This is a genomic window from Paraburkholderia sp. SSBN10T, assembly GCF_056619545.1.
Map to the genome: position 1 here is coordinate 191,519 of NZ_JBWQQI010000011.1, position 18,054 is coordinate 209,572.

The 18,054-nt window shown below is 64.6% G+C and carries 15 protein-coding genes; 4 read left to right on the top strand and 11 right to left on the bottom strand.

What is annotated here, in order from left to right; all coding sequences use genetic code 11:
* Nucleotides 1–57: 57 nt before the first annotated feature.
* The gene (locus AC1ECK_RS18830; protein WP_480321466.1) at nt 58–594 is read right to left on the bottom strand and encodes a tautomerase family protein; all 537 of its coding nucleotides are present in this window, start codon (nt 592–594) and stop codon (nt 58–60) included.
* A gap of 115 nt (nt 595–709) precedes the next feature.
* On the opposite strand from AC1ECK_RS18830, the gene AC1ECK_RS18835 reads away from it, so the two are divergent.
* Complete coding sequence (locus tag AC1ECK_RS18835; RefSeq protein WP_480321467.1) at nt 710–1,297, top strand: TetR/AcrR family transcriptional regulator; 588 nt, start codon at nt 710–712, stop codon at nt 1,295–1,297.
* Nucleotides 1,298–1,440: 143 nt separating this feature from the next.
* Here the strand turns inward: AC1ECK_RS18835 and AC1ECK_RS18840 are convergent, their stop codons facing one another.
* Both AC1ECK_RS18840 and AC1ECK_RS18845 read right to left on the bottom strand, forming a co-directional pair.
* Nucleotides 1,441–2,007 carry a DUF4865 family protein gene (locus tag AC1ECK_RS18840; RefSeq protein ID WP_480321468.1) on the bottom strand — a complete coding sequence of 189 codons (567 nt, stop codon included), beginning with the start codon at nt 2,005–2,007 and terminating at the stop codon, nt 1,441–1,443.
* Between the two features lie 129 nt (nt 2,008–2,136).
* Entirely contained in the window at nt 2,137–2,451 is a 315-nt protein-coding gene (locus AC1ECK_RS18845) for a DUF4148 domain-containing protein (RefSeq protein ID WP_480321469.1), read from the bottom strand.
* A gap of 392 nt (nt 2,452–2,843) precedes the next feature.
* On the opposite strand from AC1ECK_RS18845, the gene AC1ECK_RS18850 reads away from it, so the two are divergent.
* The gene (locus AC1ECK_RS18850) at nt 2,844–3,122 is read left to right on the top strand and encodes a hypothetical protein (RefSeq protein WP_480321470.1); all 279 of its coding nucleotides are present in this window, start codon (nt 2,844–2,846) and stop codon (nt 3,120–3,122) included.
* A 26-nt stretch (nt 3,123–3,148) separates the two neighbouring features.
* On the opposite strand, the gene AC1ECK_RS18855 is transcribed toward AC1ECK_RS18850, so the two are convergent.
* Nucleotides 3,149–5,515 (bottom strand): DNA polymerase II, encoded by a 2,367-nt coding sequence (locus AC1ECK_RS18855; RefSeq protein WP_480321471.1) that lies wholly within the window; start codon nt 5,513–5,515, stop codon nt 3,149–3,151.
* Nucleotides 5,516–5,937: 422 nt separating this feature from the next.
* On the opposite strand from AC1ECK_RS18855, the gene AC1ECK_RS18860 reads away from it, so the two are divergent.
* Nucleotides 5,938–6,216: an HU family DNA-binding protein gene (locus AC1ECK_RS18860; RefSeq protein ID WP_137954307.1), complete on the top strand. Its 279-nt coding sequence runs from the start codon at nt 5,938–5,940 to the stop codon at nt 6,214–6,216.
* Nucleotides 6,217–6,324: 108 nt separating this feature from the next.
* On the opposite strand, the gene AC1ECK_RS18865 is transcribed toward AC1ECK_RS18860, so the two are convergent.
* From AC1ECK_RS18865 to AC1ECK_RS18895, 7 genes are all read right to left on the bottom strand, one after another.
* On the bottom strand, nt 6,325–7,413 hold the full coding sequence (locus AC1ECK_RS18865; RefSeq protein ID WP_480321472.1) for a GGDEF domain-containing response regulator: 1,089 nt from the start codon (nt 7,411–7,413) through the stop codon (nt 6,325–6,327).
* Nucleotides 7,414–7,478: 65 nt separating this feature from the next.
* Complete coding sequence (cheB, locus tag AC1ECK_RS18870) at nt 7,479–8,486, bottom strand: chemotaxis-specific protein-glutamate methyltransferase CheB (protein WP_480321473.1); 1,008 nt, start codon at nt 8,484–8,486, stop codon at nt 7,479–7,481.
* Nucleotides 8,483–10,960, bottom strand: a complete 2,478-nt coding sequence (locus tag AC1ECK_RS18875; protein WP_480321474.1) for a response regulator — start codon at nt 10,958–10,960, stop codon at nt 8,483–8,485. Before AC1ECK_RS18875 ends, cheB begins: the two co-directional genes overlap by 4 nt.
* Nucleotides 10,957–11,691 carry a chemotaxis protein CheW gene (locus AC1ECK_RS18880; RefSeq protein ID WP_480321475.1) on the bottom strand — a complete coding sequence of 245 codons (735 nt, stop codon included), beginning with the start codon at nt 11,689–11,691 and terminating at the stop codon, nt 10,957–10,959. The genes AC1ECK_RS18875 and AC1ECK_RS18880 overlap by 4 nt, the downstream gene beginning before the upstream one ends.
* Entirely contained in the window at nt 11,672–13,159 is a 1,488-nt protein-coding gene (locus AC1ECK_RS18885; RefSeq protein ID WP_480321563.1) for a CheR family methyltransferase, read from the bottom strand. Before AC1ECK_RS18885 ends, AC1ECK_RS18880 begins: the two co-directional genes overlap by 20 nt.
* Nucleotides 13,160–13,227: 68 nt before the next feature.
* Nucleotides 13,228–13,734 carry a chemotaxis protein CheW gene (locus AC1ECK_RS18890; RefSeq protein ID WP_480321476.1) on the bottom strand — a complete coding sequence of 169 codons (507 nt, stop codon included), beginning with the start codon at nt 13,732–13,734 and terminating at the stop codon, nt 13,228–13,230.
* A 59-nt stretch (nt 13,735–13,793) separates the two neighbouring features.
* Complete coding sequence (locus AC1ECK_RS18895) at nt 13,794–15,470, bottom strand: methyl-accepting chemotaxis protein (protein ID WP_480321477.1); 1,677 nt, start codon at nt 15,468–15,470, stop codon at nt 13,794–13,796.
* Nucleotides 15,471–16,052: 582 nt separating this feature from the next.
* On the opposite strand from AC1ECK_RS18895, the gene AC1ECK_RS18900 reads away from it, so the two are divergent.
* On the top strand, nt 16,053–18,041 hold the full coding sequence (locus AC1ECK_RS18900) for a S53 family peptidase (protein ID WP_480321478.1): 1,989 nt from the start codon (nt 16,053–16,055) through the stop codon (nt 18,039–18,041).
* The last annotated feature ends 13 nt before the right edge of the window (nt 18,042–18,054 follow it).

Here is an 18,054-nt window from a genome sequence, read left to right on the forward strand (position 1 = left end):
GTGACGAGGATCAGATTGTCTGGATCATGCGGCGTTCACTATCTGCTCAGAAGCCGTTCATGACCGGCCGGCCCCCTCGGGATAGCCGTGAGCTGCCTGCATGCGCTGTTGCGCGGCCAGCAGCGGCTCGAAGTAATCCGCGCGCTCGGGCGTGCCGCCCGCGATCTGATTGATCTCGCGAATCCCGATGGTCCGGCCGCTCGCGCCCCAGTTGCCGTCCGGCACTTCGTGGATCAGCACCCAGTCGCCGCCGCGCTGCGGGAAAGTGCCGTCGACGTCGAGCGTCTCGGCCACGATCGCGTTGATCCGCGCGTGCAGCGCGGTCTTGTCCACCTGCGCGGCGGCGCCATACGGGTAGACCACGTCGAACAGCAGGCGGCCGCCCTTGGGTGGATCGAGATCCGGCTTGCCGCCGACGAACCATGCCGTTTTCGGGTCCACTTCGTCGAACAACACGTAGGCGACCGCACGGCCGGCAGGGGTGTCGGCGCCGACTTCGGCAACCAGGATTGCAGCAGTGAGATGCTCGGCGAGCTGGGCTTTCTGGGCGGCCGTAAAGGCGTCGCGCTGGTGGGTGATACGTAGCAAAGGCATACGATTCTCCTCGGGACGTGCGCTGACGATTGCCAGCGCTTCCCCGGTAAATTATATTGGGATCGTAATTTAATCAAGAATTATGTGACGATCGTCATGTAAAAGGAGGGCAAAGATGGCGCGCTACGCGCAGGGGCATAAGGAAGAGAGTCGCGCCCGCCTGGTGGATGCGCTTGGGCGTGGCTTTCGCAAGCAGGGTTATGGCGGGAGCGGCGTGGACGGGCTGGCGCGGGAGGCGAACGTCACGCACGGAGCGTTTTATGGGCATTTCCGCTCCAAGGCGGAGGCCTTCGCCGCCGCCGTGGTGGCGGGTCTGCAGGATCTGAGGCGGGGTGTGGAAAGCTTTCGCGCTGAGCACGGCAAGCACTGGCTGGGGGTGTTCGCTGCGTTCTATATGGGCTACAAGCGCACCTGCGAGCTGGGCGACGCCTGCACGTTGCCGAGTCTGTCGGCAGAGATCGAACGGGCGGATCTGGCGGCCCGCACCGCCTATGAGGGCGAGTTGCAGCGGGTCATGGCGGCGGTCGCGGCGGGCTTGCCGGAGGGCACTCAGGCCGAGCGCGAGGCGAGGGCCTGGGTGTTGTTGTCGCTGTTGGCCGGCGGGGTAACGCTGGCCCGTGCCGTGCCGAACGAGGCGACCGGGGAGCAGATCGCGGCTGCGGTTCAGGAGGCGGTGAAGCTGTTGGGGGGCGAGAGCGAGTGAGTGGGTTCGAGCACGGCTTTCAGGCAACAGAGGCGCAGGAGTGGTTTGAGACGAGCCGGGTTGGCCGCCTGCCGCTTAGGGCTGCCGCTCACCTAAGTTGCTCAGTTAGGCCGATCACCACTTCAGCGTCTCGCTTCAGTCCTTCATTTCAGTCCATGAAGTCCCGGTTGTGCCAGATGCATCACGTCATAGATTTCGCCGCCACGTGCCGGCTCGGCCGGTGCTGACGAAAGCGTAAACCGGATCAGGCGCCAGGCCGACAGATCGAGCGCAGCCCATACCGCCACGGTGTCGGCCCGCGCGGCGATCTCGCGATTGACTTCGAGTTCGTCAAGCTGCAACGCCGCGCGATCCTCTGTGGCCTTCAGCACACGCTCGTCCCGATAGAGCGAGAGCGCCCCGGTCGCGTGCCCGCGCCGCGCATCGAGCGGCAACCACGTTTCGATCTGCGGCCGGCCAAAGGCATCAACCACCGCCTGAAAGCGCTCGCCCATCAAAAAGCGGACCGCTGCATCCGAATCGGACCATAGATACACCGATGCATAGAGATTGCCTGCTGCGCCATGCCGGTTGCGTTGTTGCGAGGCGAACACCTTGCAGACGAGGCCTTGCGTGTCGTCCCACAGCGGCCCGCGCTCAGCCACTCGCTGACGGATGATCTGCAAATCGTAGTCGGCGGGTAGCCGGTGTGAATACTGCATCGCAAACATGTCGTTCTCCATCGCTCGAAGGAACGGTTCGCAGTGTGCACCGGCGCGGGTTTTCAGTGAAGACCCGCGCCGCGATAGCTGTTATGAGGAAAGCAAATCGCCAGCCCTGGTTGAGACGGCGAACGGCGGTCAGTGCGCTACGCTCTGCGAATTCATGCCCGGCTGCATGTCTTGCTGACCCGACTGCTCCGATCCGTTCATGGCTGGACCATAGCCAGTGCCTTCGGCCTGTTTGCGCGCCGCCACGCGTGCTTCGGCGGCCTGGATATCCTGGGGATAGTTGTAATCGTTCGCTGCACCGGGGTTGTAGCCGGCCTGTTCGAGTTCGATCAGTTGTTCGCGGACCTGCGCGCGTGTCACAGGCTCGTTCGTCGATTGCGCGGAGGAGGCAACCGGCACAGCCAGAAGCGAGACTGCGGCAATGGCATACGCTAGCGTTTTCATGATGCACTCCCTCCAGAGGTTGGGTATGACGGCGTATCGCAGGCACGGCGAAACCTGCTCGATACGCTCGCCATCATTACAGTCTAGTAACGCCGCAATTTCTTTTTCCCTGCGTTTTCACAACTCAGTATTGCGTCTCCCGTGATTTCGGCGCCGTGGTTTACCCCTGTCCATCGGTGACGCAAGCGCGTCCCGCCGCGCTCATATCGGCTAGCTGAATCCAGCAATAGCGGCCACGCGTATTGCGGCGCTGCCACGAGCAAACTACTTTTCGACAGCCATGAAAACGAGAATCGGCGGATGTTACGTCATCCTCACGAAATTCATGGCGCAAGAGAGTAGAAAGCTTTGCCTGCTCATCGCACGCGAAGACAAATTCAAGGAGACAAGCTGTGCTTTCCGCAACCATGCCGATCAACGTTGGCAACACCGCTTTCATGCTGCTGTGTGCGAGCCTCGTCATGCTGATGACGCCGGGACTCGCGTTCTTCTACGGCGGTCTGGTAGAACGCAGGAACGTGCTGTCGATCATGATGCAGAGTTTCATTTCTCTGGCATGGACAACGGTGCTCTGGTTCGCCTTCGGTTACTCGATGCGGCTGCCGAGCAGCGTGGGCTCAACACCTAACTGCATGGCGAGGTCGCGTATCTGGACGCGTGAGCGGCCATGAGCGGCTGAAATAGCGGCGGGCTTTGCCTAAAACAGTTCCTTTTGTCCCGTCATCAACGCGGAAAAGTCGTCGCCGAGAAACGGCAGGATCGCGTCGGCTACCGGCTGTAGCTGGCGCGTCAGGTAATGATCGTAGTCGATTGCCGAGCGTTGCGTCTCCAGCGGCTCGGGGCCGGCCACGGTCATCACATAGGTAATCCAGCCGCCGTTTTGATACTGCAGGGGCCGGCCTTGCTGAAGGTTGAACTCGTCGGCCATGCGGGCCGCCCGCGCATGCGGCGGGACATTGCGCCGATAGTCCTCCAGATTGCGGCGCAAGCGCCGCCGGTACACCAGCAGATCGTCGAATTCTCCCCTCAGGGTGCGCAGCACGTAATCGCGCACATAGTCCTGATAGGGCTGCTGCTTGAAAATACGCAGATAGAGTTCCCGCTGGAATTGCTGTGCGAGCGGAGTCCAGTCGGTGCGCACCGTCTCCAGACCTTTGAAGACCATCTCTTCGCTACCGTCCGGCTTGACCACCAGCCCCGCGTAACGCTTCTTGCTGCCTTGCTCGGCGCCGCGAATGGTCGGCATCAGAAAGCGCCGGTAATGCGTCTCGAACTGCAATTCCAGTGCGCTTTCCAGGCCGAACGTCTGCTGCAGATGCTCGCGCCACCAGTCGTTCACATGTTTGACGAGCGCACGGCCGGTCTGCGTGGCCTGTTCCTCGCTACGGGCCCGCTTCAGCCAGACGAAAGTGGAGTCGGTGTCGCCATAGATCACCTGATAGCCGCGGGCCTCGATCAGCTCCCGGGTGCGGTGCATGATCTCGTGGCCGCGCATCGTAATGGAGGAGGCGAGCCGCGGGTCGAAAAAGCGGCAGCCGCTGGACCCCAGCACGCCGTAAAACGAGTTCATGATGATCTTCAAGGCCTGCGACAGCGGTTTGTTCTGTTGCCGCTTGGCCGCCTCGCGACTTTGCCAGACCTGTCCGACGATAGCGGGCAGGCTATGCTTGCTGCGCGAGAAGCGGGCGCCACGAAAACCCGCAACCGAGGCGCTCTCGTCAGGATCGCGCATCCCTTCGACGAGGCCCACCGGATCGATCAGAAAGGTGCGGATGATGGATGGGTAGAGGCTTTTGTAGTCGAGCACCAGCACCGAATCATAGAGACCCGGCTGGGAATCCATCACGAAGCCGCCGGGGCTGGCTTCCTCCGCCGTATCGCCGAGGTTCGGCGCGACATAGCCCTGACGGTGCATCAGCGGCATGTACAGATGCGTAAATGCCGCCACCGAACCGCCGCTGCGGTCCGCGGCCAGCCCGGTCACGGTGGCGCGCTCCTGCAGGAAGGTCAGCAACTCGGTTCTGGCGAAAATCCGCGTGACCAGTTCGCAGTCCTTCAGGTTGTAGCGTGCCAGCGCCGGTTTGTCTTCGGCGAAACGGCGGTCGATTTCCGCCATGCGCTGGTAGGGATTGTCGATCGCCTTGCCTTCGCCAAGCAGTTCTTGCGCAACGTATTCGAGGCTGAAGCTCGGAAAACTCCAGGTGGCGGAGCGCAAGGCCTCGATGCCGTCGATAATCAAACGCCCCGCCGCGGCCGCGAAGAAATGATTCTGCTTGCCGCCGTGCTCGCGCCACTCCATCACGTCGCCGCCTCGGCCGAGGCGCAACGGTGTCTGATATCGCTCCGCGTGCTCCTGCAGCACGCGCAAATCGAATTGCACGAGGTTCCAGCCAATCACCGCGTCGGGATCGTGCCGTTGCATCCAGTCGTTGAGCTTCTCCAGCAGCAGGGCACGCGTGTCGCAATACTCGAGTTCGAAGTCGAGTCCGCCGGCGTCGCCGTTCGGTGGCCCGAGCATGTACACCTGCCGCCGGCCGCAGCCTTCCAGCGCGATCGAGTACAACTCGCCGTGCGCGGTGGTTTCGATATCGAGCGAGACGAGCTTCAACGCCGGGCGATACACCGCTTCGGGCTTCATCTCGCCGTTGAGCCAGCGGCCCGCGCCGGCAGCCTCGCCGCCAAACACGACCGGCGCGGTGATGAAGCGCTCCATCAGGTAGCGCTCGGGCGGGCGGATATCCGCTTCGTAGACGTTCACGCCGTGGCTCTTCAGCAGCTTTTCGAGCTTCAGCAACTGACGGTACTGGCGGCAATACAGACCGAGGACGGGGCGCTGGTGAAAGTCGCTCAGCGCGAGCGGGCGCAACTCGACGTGGCGTTCGTCGCGCAGCACCCATTCGGCCTGCTGGCGCTGCTCCGCCGGGATGAACGCGACCGAGGTCTGGGGCGCAAGGCGCACATGTTGCGGGCCGCTGTCGGTCGCCAGCCAGAAGTCGACTTCCGTGCCAGCCGGCGTGTCGCGCCAATGTCGGGTTAGAAGAAAACCCTGCTGTTGTTGAACCACCGCAACCCTTTGTAAAACTGTTATCAATCCGTTTGAAGGCTATTTTACTTGCCAATGGCCATGGGGCCGGCTCCCGAAGGTCTGCCCGCTGGGCCTGCTGCGGCATGTTCCGGGCACCCCGAGGGTAAGAAAACGTAGTGCTTGAATGCCCGCAAACCCTCGCCTGGCGTGCCTTTGCCGCCGCGGGTGCGGTACCATGGCGGCTCGCGGCGCTGTCCCGGGCGGCGTCCGCATGCCCTGGAACGGGGCTTGCTTTGCCCGGGAACTGAGCCGCCCGCGGGCCTGTCGTAGCCTGCGAAGGGGGTGTCTCGTCAGGCATTCCCTACGCCACGGGTTTGCGCAGAAGCGCCCGGATGAGGTAGGGTGGCGGGTCTGGCGCTGTTTGAAGGCGCCGGTTCTATCAATACAGAAAGGGATGTGCAATGAACAAGCAGGAACTGATTGACGCAGTTGCGGCAGCGACGGGCGAAAGCAAGACGGCCACCGGCAAGTCGATCGACGCGATCATCGAAGCGGTGACGAATGCGGTGTCTCAGGGAGAAACCGTTCAGTTGATCGGCTTCGGCGCGTTTTCGACCGGCGCCCGCGCTGCGCGCGTCGGCCGTAACCCGTCAACCGGCGCGGAAATCCAGATCGCTGCGGCAAAGACGGTGAAGTTTACCGCCGGCAAGGCGTTCAAGGACGCGGTAAACGCTTCCTGATCGCTGCGTCGATCCTGCGCGGCTGGTGCCTCCTTCGGGGGGCGTGCTGCGCGGCACTTACGGGCTCGTAGCGCGCCGGTTAGCTGGCGCGGCGAGCCCGTTTCCGTCTTAATCCCCGGTCAGGGCCACCTGATTCTTGCCGTCGCGCTTTGCCTTGTACAACGCGAGGTCCGCGGCTTCGATGAGCGAGGTCATCGGCGCTTCGCTGGTTGGAATGGCCGACGCTCCTCCGATACTGATCGTCAGGAATTGCCCCGTCGACGAATTGGCGTGCGGCACTTGCAACGCTTCCACCTCGCTGCGGATTTTTTCGGCAAGCGTGCGCACGCCCTGCAGTTCCGTACCCGGCAACACCACCGCGAACTCCTCCCCCCCGAAGCGCGCCGCCAGGTCGCCCGGCCGGCCGAGGCAGCGTTCCACCGTCGCGGCAATCTGCTTGAGCACCTCGTCGCCCGCCACGTGGCCGTACGTGTCGTTGTAGAGCTTGAAATTGTCGACGTCGATCATCAACAACGACATTTCCGCCCGGTCGCGCGTGCCGCGCCGCCATTCGGCGCTCAGATACTCGTCGAGGTAGCGCCGGTTCGACAGGCCTGTCAGGCCGTCAGAATGAGTCAGCCGCCTCAATTCCAGATTGGCTTCCATCAGTTGCTGCTGCGACTGACGCAGCGCGCGGTACGCTTCGTCGCGCTGCAGCAGGCTGACGTACGAACGCGAGTGGTAGCGCAGGCGCGCCACCAGCTCGATACGATCCGGCAGTTTGACGAGGTAATCGTTCGCCCCGGCGGCAAAAGCGGCGCTTTTGATCACCGGCTCTTCCTTGGTGGACAGCACGATGATCGGCACGTCACGGATGGCCGGCGTTGCGCGGTATGCCTTGACGAGCGTCAGTCCGTCGATGCCGGGCATCACCAGATCCTGCAGGATCACCGTCGGCCGGGTCTGGACGGCCGCTTTCATCGCTTCGTCGGCGCGCGCGCAGTAGTGGAAGTCAATGCCGTCCTCGCCGGCGAGTGCCTGGCGTACCGCTTCCGCGACAATCGCCTGGTCGTCCACCAGCAGCACCATCACCGGCTGCTCGGAGGGAGACGGCATCTGCAGCGCCGCCCGGGCCGCTTCGAGCGTCGCGTCGGCACCGTCTTTTGCCGTTGCCGTCGTGGCCCGCTGGTCAGGCGAGCCGGTTTGATCATTTGCCATGGTTGTTACCCGTTTTGGAAACGCGCGTTACGCGTGTGATGCCAATCATTCTATTCATACCGGCCTCATCGTTTGACGCTCGCCGTCAGTTCCGCCGCAATACTGCCGAGCGGCAGGATCCGGCGTGCCGCGTCGAGCGCGGCCGCGGCCTTCGGCATGCCGTAGACGGCGCTGCTGGCCTGGTCCTGAGCGATCGTCAGGTAGCCCTTGGCGCGCATTGCCTTCAGTCCGATGGCGCCGTCGCGGCCCATGCCGGTGAGCAGCACGCCGATCGCATCGGCGCGCCAGTGCTCGACCACGCTATGAAAAAACACGTCGACGGAAGGGCGGTACGGCGTGGTAGACGGCTCTCTGGTGTAACCGAGCGCGCCGCCGTGCGTCATCTGCAGGTGGTCGTTGGTGGCGGCCAGCAGAGCCTCGCCCGGGGTGGGCTGGTCACCGTCGACGGCGACGCGCACCTTCAGGGCGCTCTGGCCGTCGAGCCATTGCGCCATGCCCTCGGCAAACGCCTTGTCGACGTGCTGCACGATCACGATGGCGCCGCCGAAGTCCGCCGGCAGTTTGCCGAGTATCGCGGAGAGGGCGCTCGGGCCGCCCGCGGAGGCGCCGATCGCGATCAACGGCGCCGCCGCGCGAGCCACTGTGGCGCCGCGCCGTGGCGTGGGCGTGACGATCGGCTTGTCGAGCAGGCGGCCGATCTGGTCGATCTTGGCAAGCAACGGCTGCGAGGCGTCGGCGAGACGGTTGTCGGCGAGCGTGGGGGTGTCCACCGCATCGAGCGCACCGGCGCCCATCGCTTCGTAGACGCGCCACGCGTTCGCGCCGACGCTGCTCGTCACCACGAGAATCGCGCAGGGCGCTTGCGCCATGATGCGGCGAGTCGCCTCGACGCCATCGAACCGCGGCATGATCAGGTCCATCAGCACCACGTCGGGCGGCTGCGCCAGGCAGAAGTCGACGGCCTGGGCGCCGTCGGTGGCCACCCATAGCACGCGGTGTTCCGGTCGCAAGGCGATCGCGCGGCGCATGGCCTCCACCGCAAGCGGCAAGTCGTTGACGATGCCGATGTTCATGTCTGGGCTTCTCCGATCAGGTCGTGCACCGCATCGAGCAGCGCTTCGTCGTGGAAGCTGCCCTTGGCCAGATAATAATCGGCGCCGGCGTCGAGCCCCCGGCGGCGATCTTCGTCGCGATCCTTGTATGACACGATCATCACCGGCACGTTTTTCAGGAGTGCGTCCTGCTTGATCAGCGTGACCAGTTCGATGCCGTCCATGCGGGGCATGTCGATGTCGGTGACGACCAGATCGTAATGCGTGTTGCGCAAGGCGTTCCAGCCGTCCATGCCGTCCACCGCGACGGTGACCGTATAGCCGCGCTTTTCCAGCAGCTTGCGCTCGAGTTCGCGCACCGTCAGCGAATCTTCGACTACCAGCACATGCTTGCGGGTGCGCACGGCGACGCCGTGCGCACCCTGCACCTTGTCGAGCTGGCCGCCGCGCACGAGCTTGTCGACCGAGCGCAGCAGGTCTTCGACGTCGACGATCAGCACCGCCTCGCCATTTTCCATCAACGCGCCGGCGGCGATATCCTTGATCTTGCCGAGGCGGCTGTCGAGCGGCTGGACCACCAGCATGTGCTCGCCGAGAAAGCTGTCGACGGCGATGCCATAGGTGCCGCGCTCGTCGCCGATCACGACCACCGCGACATTGGCGCGCGTTTCGTCCGGCGCCTCGGTGCCGAGCAACTGATGCGCGGTGACGAGACCGACCGGCCGGCCGTCGAAGGCGAAATGCTGCTGCCCTTCGAGCATGTCGATCCCGCCACGCGCCAGTTCCAGCGTGCGGCGCACGTGGGCCAGCGGGAACGCGTAGGCCTCGCCACCTACCTGCACGAGCAGGCTGCGGATCACCGAGAGCGTCAGCGGCAACTGCAACACGAAGCGCGTGCCGTGACCGGGTTCGGTGACGATGCGCACCGTGCCGCGTACCGCCTTGACCATTTCGTGCACCGCATCGAGTCCGACGCCGCGGCCCGAAACATCGGTCACCTGAGCGCGCATCGAGAAGCCCGGCAGCAGCAGAAATTCGAGCAGTTCCTGATCCGACAGACGCGCGGCGGTCTCCCGGTCGGCCAGTTGCCGGCGCACGATCGCGTCGCGCAAGGCATCGAGGTCGACACCGGCGCCGTCGTCGCTGACGCTGATCAGCAGTTTGCCGGCGCTATGCCGGGCTTCGAGCGTCAGCGTGGCTTCGGCCGGCTTGCCGCTCGCAAGGCGCGCCTCGGGCGCTTCGACGCCGTGATCGAGCGCGTTGCGCAGCAGGTGGCCGAGCGGCGCGTCGAGCATGTCGAGAATGTCGCGATCGATCTGGGTCGATTCGCCCACAACCGAAAAACGCACGCGCTTGCCGAGCGAGCGTGCAAGGTCGCGCACGATGCGCGGATAGGCGTGGGTCGCGTCGCCGAACGGGCGCATGCGGCATTGCAACGCTTCGTCGTACAGTTGTTGCGCAAGGTGGCTGCCGCGGCGGTCGAACCGGTCGAGCTCGTCGATGCGCGTAGCCAGCAGATGCTGCGTGGTGCCGAGCGTCTGCCGCACGGCGTCGAGCGCGGCTAGCGTCTGCGGTTCGAGGCGCTCGGCAAGCGTTTCGTAACAGGCGTCGAGCGCACGTGCCGCGTCGTGCTGGGTGCGCTTGATGCGCAGCATCGACTCGCCAAACGGTTTGAGCCAGCGCGATTCGACCAGCGACTCGCCCGACAGGCTCAGCAGCCGGTCGAGGTTGTCGGCGCGCACGCGCAGCATGCGCTCCGGATCGCGTGCGCCGTGGAGATTCTGCGCGGCGCCGAAGCCGGCGGCGGGCGGCGGTGCAGACGGCGGGGCCGGCGTGAGCGGCGGCTCGGCGATAGATGCCTCGTTTGACGTGGGGCCGGTGGCGAGTGCTTCGATGCCTTGCGCTGCTGTCCCGGCAGGGCCGGCAGGCAGTTTGGCCGCTTCGGCACCAAGGATGGCGAGTGCGGCGCGCATCGTCGCGTCGTCGTCCGGGTCCGTCGCTAAGGTTGCTGCTGAGGTTGCTGTTGCGTCTGCGGCGAGACTTCCGCCCCAGGCCGACAGCATCGTGGCGTTTTCGGGCGCGTTGTGAGCATCCTCCGGCATCGAGCTGAAGGCTGCCAGACGCGCCACGAACGCGTCGACTTCGGCCCGCGTGAGCGCGGCCGCCGGGTCCGCGTCGCCGGCGCGCAGCAGCAGGTCGACCCCGCGCAACAATTCGTCGATATGAGCGGCCGAGAGCCGTAGCGCGCCGCGTTGCGCCGCCACGAAACATTCCTCCATCAAATGCGCAATGTCGACGCCATCCTGCAGGCCGATGATGCGCGCCGCGCCCTTCAGCGAGTGCGCGGCGCGCATGCAGGCCTCGAGTTGCGCCGCATCGGCCGGCTCGTGCTCGAGCGCGAGCAAGCCGCCCGAGAGCACGCGCGTTTGCGTCTGTGCCTCCTCGCGGAACAGGTCGAGTAAGGAACGGCGGCTCAGATCGTCGTCGAGACTCATCGCAGACTCCGGGCGAGCGATTCGAACACGCGGTCGGTATCGAGCAGGCCGACGGTCCGCTCGCGCCAGGCCAGTACGCCGCGCGTATGCGATGCGCTGGCGTGCGCCAGGGTGGTCGGCACCGGCAGCAACGCACCGGCGGCAAAGCGCACCACGCCTTCGACCTCGTCCACGGGGAAGGCGACCGGCTCGCCGCGATGCGCGGCCACCAGCATGCGCGCATAACAGTTGCGCGCGGCGTACTTGCCGCCGGCCGAGCGATCCAGATGCAGCAGATCGCCAAGCGAGGCGGCCACGGTCAGGGCGCCGCGAATATTGACGACCCCGAGCACGACGCGGTTGCGCCGGTGCGGCAAGGCGTGGATCGGGCGGATGTCGTCCACCTGGCGCAACGCGGCGCTCGGCAGTGCGAGCCATTCGTCGGCAATCCGAAACACCAGCGCAGAGTGGCTGGCCGCCGGGTCGTTTTGGGCTTCGGATGCCGCTGGTTTCGGCGTGACCTGTTCGCGCGACAGCACCTGCGGCGTTGCCAGGGCGGATTCAGCGAGGTCCGCGTCGCTGAGCGGACGATCGAGCAGCCGCGCCGCGCCCTGCGCGAACACCGGACAGTTCAGGCAACGGAAATGCTCGGCCAGCTTCGGGCACGAGTTGTCGCCGCGCACGCCAATTCGATTCCAGCAATCGTCGACGAAGACGACTGCGCCCGTCGTCTCAATGGCGCCGTGAGCCATGCGTGCCTCGTGTTGGGTTCAAGGGAGCGCCGTCAAGCGGCGCGGCTTTTGCCGCGGCGCGCTGGGCACGCCGCATCAGTTGCTGCGCACCGGCGCTGTCGCCGGTGACGTCGAGCAGCGCCGCGAGATGCGTGAGCGCCTCGTAGTGCGCGGGCTCGAGATAGAGCGCCTTGCGGTAATAGTCGCTCGCGTCGGCGCTGCGGCCCTGGGCGTCGGCGATCAGGCCAAGCAGATAAAACGCCTCGGCATGCGGCCCGTGCACGATGGCGAATTCCTGCGCGACGCGCTCGGCCTGGTCGAACTGGCCGGCGTCGGCGAGTCGGCGCGCCTCGGCCAGCGACACGCTCGACGCGGGCGAGAGGGCCGGCGCCGCGTGGCTCTGGGCAGGCGCTGGTTGTGCCGCACGCGGCGTGGCTGGGGCCGGTTTTAGCGCCGGCAGGTTGAAGGCGGGCGCCGGCGCAGGGACGCGAGCAGGCAGAAACGCGCTTGCCGCTTGCGGGAACGGCAGCGTCGGTGTTTTGTCCATGCCGTCGCTACCCGCTACGCCGCTCATGTCTCGCGGCGCCGTCACGGTAGCGTAGCTCGCCGCCACACCCGCGCTCGCGGCCTTGGCGAACAGCGTAAAACCTGGCTGCGCCGCCTCGTCGGGCGGCGTGCGCTGAAAGGCGAAGGCCAGCGGAATGCGCGCCGAACTCAGCGTATGGCGCATCATCAAGCCGGTTTCGGCCGGTCCGACAAAGATCGTGCCGCCATCGGCCAGCCGCCCATCGAGCAGATGAATGGCGCGATCCTGGGCATCGCGGTGGAAATAGATCAGCACGTTGCGGCAGAAAATAAAATCGTAGCGTGCGCCGGCGTTGGGCGGCGAGTCGAACAGATTCGCCTGCGCGAAGCGCACGGTTTGCCGGACCCGGTCGTTGAGCACCCAGCCTCCGTCGGCTAGGCCGAAATGGCGGTCGCGGAACGCGTATTCGCCGCCACGAAACGAGTTGCGTCCGTAGACGGACTTTAGCGCCAGCTCGATCGCGCGAGCGCTGATATCGAGCGCGTCGATCGTAAAGCGCTCCGCGCCAATCCCTGCGTCGAGCAGCGCCATCGCCACCGAATACGGCTCTTCGCCGCTCGAACACGGCACGCTCAACACGCGCACCACATGGGACGGATCGCGCACGAGCCGTTCGTTGGCGAGCCGCGCCAGCGCGACGAATGCCTCGCGGTCCCGGAAGAACCAGGTCTCGGGCACCACCAGCGCTTCCACGAGCGCGAGGCGCTCGTCGGGCGAGCCGTTCAGCAAATGCCAGTAAGCCTCCACCGCGCGGTCCGCGAGGCGCGCACCGGGCTCGGGCGGCTGCATGATGCGCACGCGTTCCAGCACGGCGCGCTCCAATGCATTGTTGCCAAGCGAAGACGCATCGATCCCGGTCTCTTGCGAGAGCCAAGCTTCGAAGCATGGGTCGGCGGCGTTCATGGGGCGTGTCGGATGGTTGTGCAGGTCGTGGTTCAGGAAGTCGCTCAGGTCGTAGCTCATGCGGCTCGTTACAGCGAGGCCTGCGCTGGTGCGGCGGCGGGCGGAAACAGCAGTGCCTTTACGTCGTCGCCGAGCATCTGCTGCACCTCGACCCATTGCACGAGCCCCATGCCATCGTTCGCGACCGGGCCGAGCCAGCGCGCGTGCGGCGTGGCGAGACCGCTATCGAGGAACCGCTCGCGTTCGATGCTGCGCGTCTGCGTCGCGCGCTCGACGATCAGGCCGAGCAGATGCGCCGGCGGCTCGCCACTCTCGCCACGCATGGCCGCGGCCTCGTGCGCACGATAACGAACCAGCACGAGGCGGGTGGAGCGCAGCCGGTGCGCAGGGCGTCCGAGCGCGAGTTGCGATACGTCGATCACCGGCACCGGCTCGCCGTGCCGCTCGAACATCCCGGCCACCCACGCGGGCGCGCCGGGAATCGACTTGGTGGGCGCGAGCGCCAGCACCTCGACAATCCCGGCCGCGTCGAGCGCGTAGCGGTCGCCGTCCAGATCGAACAGGAGGAAGAGCATGGCGATGGCCCGTGTTTAGCGTGAGAGGGTCGAGATGAGCAAGGTGCGCAAGCGGTACGTCAAGCCTCGATCTTGAAGCGCGATACCCCGGTGCGCAACTGATTGGCGACCAGCGTCAGATCGTCGATCGCCTGCGACGACTGACGCAGCGACTCCGCCGTCTGCTGCGCGGCCTCGGACAGTTGTGAGAGCGCCTGGGTGATCTGCTCCGCGCTGGTGGCCTGGGTGTGCATGCCCTCGTTGACCAGCTGGAAGCGCGGTGCGAGCGTCTGCACTTCGTTGATGATCTGCGAGAGCTGTCCGCCCACCAGTTGCACGTCGCGCATGCCGCGGCGCACTTCCTCGGAGAACTTGTCCATGCCCATCACGCCGGCGGACACCGCCGACTGGATTTCCTTGACGGTCTGCTCGATATCGTAGGTCGCCACCGCGGTCTGATCGGCAAGGCGGCGGATTTCGGTGGCGACCACGGCGAAGCCGCGTCCGTATTCGCCGGCCTTTTCGGCCTCGATGGCGGCGTTCAGCGAGAGCAGGTTGGTCTGATCGGCCACCTTGGTGATGGTCGCCACCACCTGATTGATATTGACCGCCTTCTCGTTGAGGATCGACAGCTTGGCGTTGACCGAGCCGGCCGCTTCCATGACGCTGCGCATGGTGTCTTCCATGCGCGTCAGGCCGCTTTGGCTCGCGCCCGCCAGCGTCGCCGACTGCTCCGCCACACCAGCGACTTCGTTCATCGTGCGCAACAGGTCGCGCGAGGTCGCAAAGATTTCGCGGGAGGTCGCGCCGATCTCGGTGGTGGTCGCGGCGGTTTCGCTCGCGGTGGCCTGTTGTTCCTTGGAGGTGGCGGCGATCTCGGTGACCGAAGTCGTGACCTGCAGGGACGACTTCTGCGCCTGCGAAACCAGGCTCGTCAGTTCTTCCGCCATGCGGTTGAAACCATTCTCCAGTGTGCCGAACTCGTCGCTGCGGCGCAGGTTCAGGCGCTGCGCCAGATTGCCGGTGCGCATGATGTCGAGCACTTCGACGAGCCGCGCCATCGGTACGGTCACCGCGCGGAACAGCGTATAGCCGGTCGCGAGCGCGACCAGCAGCACGATGCCCAGTGCGGTGGCAAGCGTGACTTCGGTACCGGTGACCGAGCTGCGAATCATCTCGGCCGAGTCGTCGGCCTGGGTGTGGTTTTCCGCGACCAGCACGTTGGCGGCGCTAATCACGTTGTTCCATGCGGGCGTCAGATGGATGAAGTCGGCCTGGGCGGCCGACCGCGAGGTACGGGCCTGATTCACCGCGTCGTTGAAGAGCTGAAGATATTGCTCGTAGGCGGCCTTGAAGCTGTTGTAGCGTTCGCGGTCGTCGTCGCGGAAGACGGTGCTCTGGTAGTCGGCGGCGACCTTGTCGAAGTTGCGCAGGACGTCCGGCAGGAGGTCGAGGTCGTGCGTCATGCTCGGCGCATCAGGGTCGACGAAGATGGCTCGCTCGAGCGCGGCATAGCTTTCGTTCGACGCCGCGCGCAGCGCCGTGGCGTAGTACAGGCCCGGCACGGAGTCGCGGCGCAGGCTTACCGCTTCGTCGTCGATGGAACGCAGGCGCGTATAGGAAATCACGGCCATAACGACCATGAGCAGGAACAGTGCGCCGAAGCTGAGCACGATGCGCGTGCCGAGGGTGAGCCTGCCGCTGCTGAGCAAGCCCGACAGGTTGGCGTTGCTTGCGCGTGGCGTGACGGTGGCCATGTTCGATGTCTCTCTGACGGATTGATATGAGGGCGTTGCGCTGAACGCAGTCACTGGCCCGGATCGGCCAAGCATATGACGCTACACCGGCGGCGGGAAGGGCCATCGGAGGATTTGTGGGGCTAAATTGTGCCAGATTAGGCTAGCGGCGGGCAGGGTGGGGGGTTGCGGGAGCCGAGCCGCACCCTGCGGCTTTGCTTCGATCCGGCGGCAATGCCCGCTCACGCGAAACCCGTTTCCACACACTTCTTATCAGAAACAACAAGGTAATGATTGCATACGGGATTACCCGTATATCGGTATTTAAAACCGGTGATTCAAAACAGATAAAAATATCCACGATTTTCTGATGCAAAACACAGATCCCATATTCAAAATGCACGTCGATTTTACGTATGTAAAATCTTTATTGGCATCTTGTCAGTTAAAACAGTTCGGATAAGATTCTCCTTACAAAAAATTACTAGCCAACGGGGATAGGTGTGATGGAGAACGTGTATCTCACGCAATCCAATACATTTTGTTAGCCCAGCACTACCGTGCTGGTCAGCAGGTGGCCGCTTGTTCTCACGAGGAGGCATTATGCCATTACCGGCATCGTCTTTTGTCGCACGTTTTTCGACAGCAACGCGTCGTATCTCGGTTTTATCGTTGATCGGATTATCTTCGACTGGTCTTCTGGTTTCGGCAGCTCATGCCGAGGTCAATTCCCAGGATTGGGTTTCCACTAAAACCCGTGCATTTATTGCGCCGCAAAAAAGTGCGCCGGAAAATGGCGTATTGGTCACGCCGCAGGCTGCATCCAATGCGACTGCTGCGGTCGCCGCAAATAAACCATTACATGTGGTTGTCACGCTGAAACTGCGTAACCAGCAGGCGCTGGAAAAGTTTATCCACGAGGTCAATCAACCGGGCAGTCCGAATTTCCGCCAATACCTGACGCCGCAACAGGTTCTCGACACCTACGCTCCGACCGAGGCGCAAGTGGCGGCCGTCCAACAGTACCTGACTCAGGCAGGCTTCACGAACGTTCAGGTGGCGAAGAACCGCATGCTGGTGACGGCCGACGGCACGGCTGCGACGGCAAAGGCGGCGTTCAACACCAGCCTCGTGCAGTTTAACGACGCCGGCCGCCAGGTCTACGCCAATGCGGGCGATGCACAGGTGCCCTCCGCACTGGCCGAGGTGGTCGATACGGTGCTTGGTTTGCAGAACGTCGTGACCGCGCATACCAACTATCACCTTGCCAAACCGGTTCAGCCGGGCGCAAGCGTCGACCTTTCGACACGTAGGAACGCCGCCGCCCAGGCCGTTGCGGTTCCGCACAACCCGGTCGAGTTTTCGGGCCTGTACGGCGCCGGCAGCACGCCGACGGCTTCGAGCACGACCATCGGCATTATTTCCGAAGGCGATCTCACGCAGACCTTGTCGGATCTGCAGACCTTCACCAGCAACAACTCGCTCGGCACGGTGTCGACCCATGTCGTGCAAACCGGCGCGTCCGGCAGCGACTACAGCGATACGTCCGGCACGGTGGAATGGAACCTGGACAGCCAGTCGATCGTCGGCGCCGCGGGCGGCGCAGTTAACCAGTTGACGTTCTATGACGCGCCGTCGATGAATCTGAGCGACATTACGGCCGCCTATAACCAGGCGGTGTCCGACAACATCGCCAAGGTGATCAACGTCTCGCTTGGTGTCTGCGAAGCCGATGCCCAGCAAGGCGGCTCGCAATCCGCCGACGATGCGATCTTCAAGGTGGCGATGGCGCAAGGGCAGACCTTCTCGGTCTCGGCCGGCGACCATGGCGTGTACGAATGCCAGAACGGCGTGCCGCCGTCGAACCTGAGCACCTATAGCGTCAGCGAGCCGGCTACCTCGCCGTACGTGATCGCGGTCGGCGGCACCTCGCTCTATACGAACAACGGCCAGTACGACCACGAAACCGTCTGGAATTCGGGGCTCGACAGCAGCGGGGCGCTATGGGCGACAGGCGGCGGGATCAGCCAGTACGAAACCGCGCCGAGCTGGCAGTCGGCCGTCACCGGCAAGCAGCAGCGCACCGTGCCCGATATCGGCTTCGATGCGGACAATGCCAGCGGCGCAATCCTCGTCTATCAGGGGCAAACCACCGGCACGATCCCCGGTTACGGCCCGAACGATCCGAACGTGATCGGCGGCACGAGCCTCGCGGCGCCGATATTCTCCGGCATCTGGGCGCGCGTGCAGTCGGCCAACAACAACGCGCTGGCGTTCCCCGCCTCGACGATCTACAGCCAGGTGCCTGCCGACCCGAGCCTCGTGCACAGCGTCGTGTCGGGCAACAACGGCATCACCCAGGGCGGCGTCACGTATGGCTACAGCGCCACCACGGGTTTCGACCTCGATACCGGCTGGGGCAGTTTCAACATCGCGAAGCTGAACACCGACTTCGGTTCGGCGCCGGCCACCGCCTCGAACGGCAACGCGGGCAGCAGCGACACCGGCAGCCCGGCTGACCTGTTCAGCATGCTCGCAAGCCTGTTCCATAGCTGGTGGGAGCTGCTGTCGGGCTCCTCGACGACGGCCTGACGCAGCGCTTCAG

Bases quoted from the DNA above. Each gene is read 5' to 3' on its own strand.
- AC1ECK_RS18875 (WP_480321474.1), bottom strand. From the start codon at position 10,960: ATGAGTCTCGACGACGATCTGAGCCGCCGTTCCTTACTCGACCTGTTC.
- AC1ECK_RS18885 (WP_480321563.1), bottom strand. From the start codon at position 13,159: ATGAACGCCGCCGACCCATGCTTCGAAGCTTGGCTCTCGCAAGAGACC.
- AC1ECK_RS18880 (WP_480321475.1), bottom strand. From the start codon at position 11,691: ATGGCTCACGGCGCCATTGAGACGACGGGCGCAGTCGTCTTCGTCGAC.
- AC1ECK_RS18895 (WP_480321477.1), bottom strand. From the start codon at position 15,470: ATGGCCACCGTCACGCCACGCGCAAGCAACGCCAACCTGTCGGGCTTG.
- AC1ECK_RS18900 (WP_480321478.1), top strand. From the start codon at position 16,053: ATGCCATTACCGGCATCGTCTTTTGTCGCACGTTTTTCGACAGCAACG.
- AC1ECK_RS18840 (WP_480321468.1), bottom strand. From the start codon at position 2,007: ATGTTTGCGATGCAGTATTCACACCGGCTACCCGCCGACTACGATTTG.
- cheB (WP_480321473.1), bottom strand. From the start codon at position 8,486: ATGAACATCGGCATCGTCAACGACTTGCCGCTTGCGGTGGAGGCCATG.
- AC1ECK_RS18860 (WP_137954307.1), top strand. From the start codon at position 5,938: ATGAACAAGCAGGAACTGATTGACGCAGTTGCGGCAGCGACGGGCGAA.
- AC1ECK_RS18890 (WP_480321476.1), bottom strand. From the start codon at position 13,734: ATGCTCTTCCTCCTGTTCGATCTGGACGGCGACCGCTACGCGCTCGAC.
- AC1ECK_RS18865 (WP_480321472.1), bottom strand. From the start codon at position 7,413: ATGGCAAATGATCAAACCGGCTCGCCTGACCAGCGGGCCACGACGGCA.
- AC1ECK_RS18830 (WP_480321466.1), bottom strand. From the start codon at position 594: ATGCCTTTGCTACGTATCACCCACCAGCGCGACGCCTTTACGGCCGCC.
- AC1ECK_RS18845 (WP_480321469.1), bottom strand. From the start codon at position 2,451: ATGAAAACGCTAGCGTATGCCATTGCCGCAGTCTCGCTTCTGGCTGTG.
- AC1ECK_RS18835 (WP_480321467.1), top strand. From the start codon at position 710: ATGGCGCGCTACGCGCAGGGGCATAAGGAAGAGAGTCGCGCCCGCCTG.